This is a genomic window from Haloarcula vallismortis ATCC 29715, from assembly GCF_000337775.1.
Lineage (GTDB): Archaea > Halobacteriota > Halobacteria > Halobacteriales > Haloarculaceae > Haloarcula > Haloarcula vallismortis.
The window spans coordinates 1-7820 of sequence record NZ_AOLQ01000016.1; the positions used below are offsets into that span (position 1 = coordinate 1).

General features: G+C 64.2%; 6 protein-coding genes. All 6 read left to right on the plus strand.

Annotated elements, in window-relative coordinates:
• The coding region (mutS, locus tag C437_RS05320) for a DNA mismatch repair protein MutS (protein WP_004515872.1) at positions 1-1857 on the plus strand (1857 nt) is incomplete at its 5' end.
• A 74-nt stretch (positions 1858-1931) separates the two neighbouring features.
• Positions 1932-3872 (plus strand): hybrid sensor histidine kinase/response regulator, encoded by a 1941-nt coding sequence (locus C437_RS05325; RefSeq protein ID WP_004515873.1) that lies wholly within the window; start codon positions 1932-1934, stop codon positions 3870-3872.
• A 97-nt stretch (positions 3873-3969) separates the two neighbouring features.
• On the plus strand, positions 3970-4986 hold the full coding sequence (locus tag C437_RS05330) for an ABC transporter ATP-binding protein (RefSeq protein ID WP_004515874.1): 1017 nt from the start codon (positions 3970-3972) through the stop codon (positions 4984-4986).
• A gap of 25 nt (positions 4987-5011) precedes the next feature.
• Complete coding sequence (locus tag C437_RS05335) at positions 5012-5857, plus strand: ABC transporter permease (RefSeq protein WP_004515875.1); 846 nt, start codon at positions 5012-5014, stop codon at positions 5855-5857.
• A 107-nt stretch (positions 5858-5964) separates the two neighbouring features.
• The gene (locus C437_RS05340) at positions 5965-7149 is read left to right on the plus strand and encodes a LolA family protein (protein WP_004515876.1); all 1185 of its coding nucleotides are present in this window, start codon (positions 5965-5967) and stop codon (positions 7147-7149) included.
• 362 nt (positions 7150-7511) lie between these two features.
• On the plus strand, positions 7512-7820 hold a 309-nt coding region (locus C437_RS05345; RefSeq protein WP_049919629.1), incomplete at its 3' end, for an ArsR/SmtB family transcription factor.

The following is a 7820-nucleotide window of genomic DNA, read 5'->3' on the forward strand; positions in this document are numbered from 1 at the left end:
CGACTGCTCCAGCAGTGGCTCCAGCGGCCTCGGCGGAACCGGGCCGAACTCCAGCGCCGACAGTCCTGCGTGGCGGCGCTGGCGGAGTCAGCGATGGCCCGCGAGCGGATTCGGGAGACGCTGTCGGACGCCTACGACCTCGAACGGCTGGCCGCCCGAGCCACTTCCGGGAGTGCGGACGCCCGGGACCTGCGGGCGGTTCAGGAGACACTGGCACTGTTGGGACAGGTCGCCGACGCGGTTGCCGAGACCGAGCGGCTGGCGGAGTCGCCGCTTGCCGACGCCCTCGACGGAGCCGACCGCGAGGCGGCCGACACGCTGGCCGCGGAACTCGACGATGCCCTCGTCGAAGACCCGCCGGGAACGGTGCGCCAGGGCGGGCTGTTCACGCGAGGGTACGACGACGACCTCGATGCAATCATCGACGAGCACGAGGCTGCCCTGGAGTGGCTGGAGACGCTGCCGGACCGCGAGAAGGAGCGGACCGGCATTACCCACCTCTCGGTCGACCGGAACAAGACCGACGGCTACTACATTCAGGTCGGCAAGAGCGAGACTGACGCGGTCCCCAATGCGTACCAGCACGTCAAGACGCTCAAGAACTCCAAACGCTACACGACGCCGGAACTCGACGAGAAAGAACGGGACGTGTTGCGCCTGGAGGAGCGTCGCCACGACATGGAGTACGAGCGGTTTCAGGAACTCCGGGAGCGGGTGGCCGAGCGCGCGACGCTGCTGCAGGACGTGGGCCGGGCGCTGGCGGAACTGGACGCGTTCGCGTCGCTTGCGGTCCACGCCGTCGAGAACGACTGGACCCGACCGGCTGTCGTCGAGGGCAACGAACTGTCTATCGAGGCCGGCCGGCACCCGGTCGTCGAGCAGACCACGGAGTTCGTCCCGAACGATCTCTACATGGACGACGACCGGCAGTTCCTCATCGTCACCGGCCCCAACATGAGCGGGAAGTCGACGTACATGCGCCAGGCCGCGCTCATAACGCTCCTTGCCCAGGTAGGCAGTTTCGTCCCGGCGCGGTCGGCGACGGTCGGGATGGTCGACGGCATCTTCACGCGCGTCGGCGCACTGGACGAACTCGCACAGGGCCGTTCGACGTTCATGGTCGAGATGCAGGAGCTGTCGAACATCCTCCACTCGGCCACCGAAGAATCACTCGTGATACTGGACGAGGTGGGTCGCGGGACGGCTACTTTCGACGGCATTTCAATCGCATGGGCGGCGACTGAGTACATCGTCAACTCCATCCAGTCGAAGACGCTGTTTGCGACGCACTACCACGAGCTGACGGCGCTGGGCGAGGAGCTGCCGACCGTCGAGAACGTCCACGTCGCGGTCGACGGCGAACCGCGCTCCGCCGGGAGCGACGGCGACGTGACGTTCCTCCGAACGGTCCGAGACGGCCCGACCGACCGCTCCTACGGCGTCCACGTCGCCGACCTCGCCGGGGTTCCCGAGCCGGTCGTCGACCGGTCACAAGATGTCCTCGACCGTCTGCGCGACGACAAGGCTATCGAGATTCGGGGTAGCGAGGGGAACGACGGGGGGACGACACAGGCCGTGTTCGATCTGGATTCGGGGCAGTTCAGGGACGGCACGGTCCAGTCGGGGGACGCGTCGGCCGGGTCGACTGCTGAACCGGTGGCGACCGACGGTGACCCCGAGCACGCCTCCGCTGGGTCCGCGGCTGAAGCCGCCAAGGGCGACGCGGCAGCGGCGTCGCTCGACCCGGAAACCGAGGCTGTTCTGTCGGAGCTGACGGAACTAGATGTCAACGAGACACCGCCGGTCGAACTGATGGCGAAGGTACAGGAGTGGCAGGCGGAACTGGACGACGCGTAGCTGGCGTCATCCGATTTTCAACGGAGATACTCACGCCCGAAGGTGTATAGGGGAGTTGTCACTGCTAGAAGGCAATGACCGACCGGATCCGTGTTCTCCACGTCGACGACGACCCGGCTGTCGTCGAAGCGGCCACGAGTGCGCTAGAACAGGAGCACTGTGGCATCACGGTCGAGACAGCGACGAGCGTTGCCGACGGCATCGAACGGCTGGACAGCGACGCGTTCGACTGTGTCGTCGCCGGCTACGACCTGCCGGAGCAGACTGGCGTCGAGTTCCTCGACGCGGTCCGCAAACGAGCGCCAGACCTGCCGTTCGTGCTGTTCACCAGTGAGGGGAGCGAAGCAGCCGCCAGCGACGCGATTTCCGCCGGCGTCACCGAGTACCTCCGGGCCGACGGCGGCGCCGAACCGTACGCACGACTCGCACATACCGTCGTCGACGCTGTCGAGCGGACAGCTGACGACATCGAGCACACACAGAACACGCGGCGCGAGCGCGCTATCGAAGAACTACACTCCACTGCCAGGGCGTTCATGCGAGCCACGACTGCGGATGCGGTTGCCCGAGTCACAGTGGACACAGCCCGGACTATTCTCAATATGCCAGCCAACGCGGTCCACTTCGCCGACGGCGACAGTCTCTCTCCGGTCGCCTGGACCGAACAGGTCGAGGAGCTCATCGGCACGCCTCCGGTGTTCGAGGCCGGAGAAGGGCTCGCGTGGCAGGCTTTCGAAACCGGCGAGGCCCGAATCCACGACGATATCACGTCGAGCCCGGACCGATACAATCCGGAGACGGACATCCGAAGCGAACTCATCCTTCCGCTCGGGGACCACGGCGTCCTCCTCATCGGGTCGAGCGAGGTCAGTGCGTTCGACGACACGGACGTCACACTCGCACAGACGCTCTCGGTCCACGCGACGGCGGCGCTTAACCGTCTCGACCGTGACCGCCAGCTCCGCGAAGAACGCGAGTTCATCGACCAGGCGCTGGATACGCTTGACGACCTGTTCTACGTCATCGACGCGGACGGTGGCCTTCGGCGGTGGAACGAGCGCATCCCCGAAGTCACGGGATACAGTGACGACGAGATCGGCGATATGGCGGTCGCTGACTTCTTCCCTGATGACGAGCACAACGCAATCGAAGCGGCGATAGACAAGACGCGAACTACCGGCCGGGTAACTGTCGAAGCCGAGATTCTGACTGCCGATGGCGAGCGGATTCCGTACGAGTTTGCCGGCACCCGGTTGACAGACACTGACGGAGCGATAGCGGGAACCGTGGGTATCGGACGGGACATCTCCCAGCGCAGGGCATACGAGCGGCGGCTGGAACGCCAGAACGAGCGCCTTGACGAGTTCACCAGCATCGTCAGTCACGACCTCCGAAACCCGCTGACAGTCGCGGAAGGGAATCTTGAGCTGGCCAGAGCAGAACGTGACAGCGATGCACTCGACAAGGTCTCACGTGCCCACGAGCGGATGCGAGCGCTGATAGAAGACCTCCTAGCGTTTGCACGCGCCGGCGAGACGGCGACCGACCTCGAATACATCACGCTTGCGAGTCTCGTCGACGAGTGCTGGCAGACCGTCGAGGCAGACCGGGCGACGCTTGTCGTCGAAGCCGACCGTCAGATACGGGCTGACCCGGCGAAACTCCGCCGGCTGTTATCGAACCTCCTGCGGAACAGCGTCGAACACGGGGCCGCAAGCGCTCAGACACCGTCCGACTGTGCCGCGGACCGCGACGGGGAGCACGTAACTGTGCGAGTTGGGACAGTCGAAGACACCGACCGACACGGCTTCTACGTCGCCGACGACGGGCCGGGCATCCCGCCGGACGAGCGCGAACAGGTGTTTGAAGGGGGGTACTCGACCGGCGAGGACGGGACCGGATTCGGGCTCAAAATCGTGCAGCGGATCGCCGAGGTCCACGGGTGGACTGTCACAGTGACAGAAAGCGAGGCCGGCGGCGCACGGTTCGAGGTGACGGGCCTCGAACCCGACTGAACAGGCAAGAGAGAGACCGGGTACAGAAACGACACCGGCGGCAGGCCCACCACGGGACGTGACTGGTCTTTTGGTTCTGAAGCCCTCAGTGTGGGTAATGTCATCCCAGCACCCGCCCCGGCGGGATTCGCGGACCGCCGAGCAGTCGACTTCGCCGCGGGACGGAGCGACGCCTGCACTCGCTGTCGAGGGGCTGTCCAAGCAGTTCGGCAGTGGTGCGGATGCGGTGACGGCCGTCGACGACGTGTCGTTTCGCATCGAGCAGGGCACCGTTGTCGGCCTGCTGGGACCCAACGGGGCGGGCAAGACGACGACGATCAAATCGATTCTCGGGCTGGTGTTGCCTGATGCCGGGAGCGTCCGTATCCAGGATATCGACATGAGCGAGCACCCGCGGGCGGCCTACCGCCACGTCGACGGGATGCTCGAAGGCGCACGAAACGACTACTGGCGGCTGACCGTCCGGGAGAACCTGCGCTATTTCTCGACCATCAAGGGCGTCAAGCCGGCTGCCGTCGCCGACCGTCACGAGCGGCTACTGGCGAAACTCGATCTCTTGGAGAAGGCCGACGAGCCGGTCCGGGACCTCTCTCGCGGGATGAAACAGAAGGTGTCGCTGGCGAGCGTGCTGGCAAGCGAGTCCGACCTGGTGTTTCTCGACGAGCCGACGCTGGGACTGGACGTGGAAAGCTCGCTGACGTTGCGACGGGAACTGCGCCGTATCGTCGACGAGCGCGACCTCACGGCCGTCGTCAGCAGCCACGACATGGACGTCATCGAAGACGTCTGTGACCGAGTCATCATCATGAACGACGGGGAGATCATCGCAGACGACAGCGTGCCGGCCGTGCTCGACCAGTTCACCGCGAACGCCTTCGCCGTCACCAGTCCCGACATCACCGACGACCTGCTTGCGACGATTCGGGAGCGTTTCGAGGTGGCCGACGTGAGGACCGTCGAGCGGGGTCGGCGCGTCGAGGTGACGACCGACAGCGACGGGTTCTACCGCTTGCTGACCCTGTGTCGGGACCACGACGTGACGCTGACCAGCGTCGGCACGGTCGAACCGGATTTAGAGGACGTGTTCGTCGAGATCACGGGGCAGAAACGATGACGGAGGCGGAGGCGGGGCCGAGACGATGACTGCGAGCACCGACACGCACGCAGACAGCGGTGACAGTGCCGATACTTCGACTGTCGATGCCGCCATGCAAGCGGGCTATCTCGACCTCGCACGGGCGGTGCTGTACCGCGAGTACCTCATCTTCGTCCGCTATCCGGCTAACGCCGTCGGCGGCATCGTCATTTCGGTGTTTTTCTTCGGCCTGTTGTTTTACGGCGGCCGGATGCTCGCCGGGCAGGCGATAACAGACTCTATCGAGGGCATCATCGTCGGTTACTTTCTGTGGTCGCTTTCCGTCGGCGCGTACCAGTCCATCTCGAACGACATCGGGAGCGAGGCCCAGTGGGGGACGCTCGAACGCCACGTCATGACGCCGTTTGGCTTCGCACCGGTCGCGTTCTGCAAGGGCGTCGCGAAAGTCGTCCGGACGTTCATCACCTCGACGGTCGTGCTGGCGGTGATGCTGGCAATCACCGGGACGACGCTCCAGTTGAACGTCCTTACCGTCGTCGTGGTTGCGTCGCTGACCATCGCGTCGGTGCTGGGCCTGGGATTCGCGGCGGGTGGCGTCGCGGTGCTGTACAAGCGCATCGGCAACTGGCTCAATCTGCTCCAGTTCGGGTTCATCATCCTCATCTCCGCGCCCGTGTTCGAACTCGGCTGGACACGGGTCCTGCCACTGGCTCACGGGAGTGCACTGCTGCAGCGAGCGATGGTCGACGGGACCCGACTCTGGCAGTTCTCGGCCGTCGATCTGAGCCTTCTCGTCGGTGTCCCGCTCGGCTACGTACTACTCGGGTACGTCGTGTTTCAGTATACGACCAGGCGAGCCAGACGGCTCGGCGTGCTCGGCGACTACTGACCGGGGTAGACAGATGCTTTTACTTATGATGCCGATAATGTGATACGTAACACTGTCGCGCAAGCTGAGCGCACAGCGTCGGGCAGCCCCCGCCCTGAACCCCACAGATGGTCACTCGACATCTCACATCGGAACGGCTGGTACTCACCATCGCGGCGGTGGTCGTCGTTGGTGTACTGGCTGTTGCGATCTGGTCGCTCGCATTCGCGAGTACCGGGACCGCCGACCAACCTCAGATCGACGCGGACGTACAGCAACGCTACGAGGCGATAGACGGCATCAATGCGACACAGACGACGATTATCACCCGAAACGGGACGGTCGCGAGTCGGACAACCTACGATGCCACGCTCCAGCCGGGAACCCAGAAGAAACGGCTGGCGGTCGTCAACAGCACCGTCGAGCGATATGACCGCTGGGTGTCGAACGGGTCGATGCTGTGGCTGTACGACCAGCGCCGCGCGAACGCGACACGCATCTCTCTCAGCAAGACGAATTCAGACCAGGGTGAGCGGCTGCAGCGCCTGTTTGCGAATCTCAACGTGTCTACAGCAGCCGACACGACAGCCGACTCGCCGTCGGTTGAGCCGTTGCCCGTCGTTCCCCGCGGTGAGCAGCGGCCGACCGTGTCCGCCGGCTCAATGACCGTCAACTACCGCGGTACTGAAGCAATCGATGGGCGTGAGACGTACGTCATCCACGTGGCACCGAAAGACGACACCACGGCCTACGAGCAGACGATCTGGGTAGACACAGAGCAGTTCTTCCCGGTGAAAAAGCGCACTGCGTGGACGGCTGACGGTGAGCGAACAGTCGTGACGACGACGCATACGAACGTCACCTACGACACTGGTGTGTCCGATGACGTCTTTACCCCCGACTTCCCTGACGGCACCACCGTCACTGTCCCGGAGACGCCCGAGAGACAGACCTACGAATCCGTCGGCGCGCTCGAAGCCGACACCGAGATTCAGGTTCCAAAGCCCGACATTCCGCCGGGATATGAACTGACCTACGCGACCCAGACACAGGGACAGATCCATAGCGTCGGCCTCCGCTACATGAACCGAACCAGTCTGATCACCGTTGCCAAGTACGACCGGCCGGTTGTCGGAGAGAGCGCCAACGAGGGGGTGACAATCGACGGGCAACCAGCACAGGTCAGCTACGGGCTGACAACGTCAGTGTCGTGGAGCTGTGAGCGGTACCGATACACGATTCGCGGTGAGGGTGTGTCCGCGGACCGACTCGTCACAGTCGGCCAGTCAATCGGCTGTCCCAGTGGCGAGTGAAACACCCACGCTGGCATATCAAGCCGCCGTTTTCTGGGTCAGAAGTTCGACTGCACGTTATATTATGGAACCACTCCTCACTTCGAGTGCAGCGGCCCTAACAACACCGTGCCACCAGTGCCCTCCGGCGATAGCCGCTGTCTGTCCACCACACTGCCGAAGGTTCCCCGGGGTTCCACCCTGGGGAGGAATGTGGGCCACGCCGCCCTGAACTGGTCCCCTCCCTCGCCCCACCTTCACCCGAAGGAACTGCCCTGACCGCGCTGGTCTCCGCTGACACTGCGCCCTTCTCTGACGCGGCTGACTTCTGACTCGGAAACTGACGGGACCTTTTATTCAGGGACGGGGCGTTGGTCCAGTACGTGAGTGAGGACCCGGCCGTGGGCGACATCCTCGACCTGCTCAGTGACGAGTATGCCCGGGACATCCTCGCAGCAACGAGTGTCAAACCCATGTCCGCGAAACAGCTTGCCGACCAGTGTGAGATGTCACAACCGACCGTATACAGACGGGTCGAGTGGCTTCAGGAGTACGGCCTCATCGAGGAACAGACCCAGATAGAGACGGGCGGCAACGACTACAGCGTGTTCGCTGCCACGCTCTCGGAGTTCTCGCTGGCGCTTGCTGACGGTGACTTCGAAACCGAGATCGAGCGGACCGAACCGCCGGCG

Coding starts and splice junctions, on each gene's coding strand:
- C437_RS05325 (WP_004515873.1), top strand. CDS start 1,932: ATGACCGACCGGATCCGTGTTCTCCACGTCGACGACGACCCGGCTGTC.
- C437_RS05330 (WP_004515874.1), top strand. CDS start 3,970: ATGTCATCCCAGCACCCGCCCCGGCGGGATTCGCGGACCGCCGAGCAG.
- C437_RS05335 (WP_004515875.1), top strand. CDS start 5,012: ATGACTGCGAGCACCGACACGCACGCAGACAGCGGTGACAGTGCCGAT.
- C437_RS05340 (WP_004515876.1), top strand. CDS start 5,965: ATGGTCACTCGACATCTCACATCGGAACGGCTGGTACTCACCATCGCG.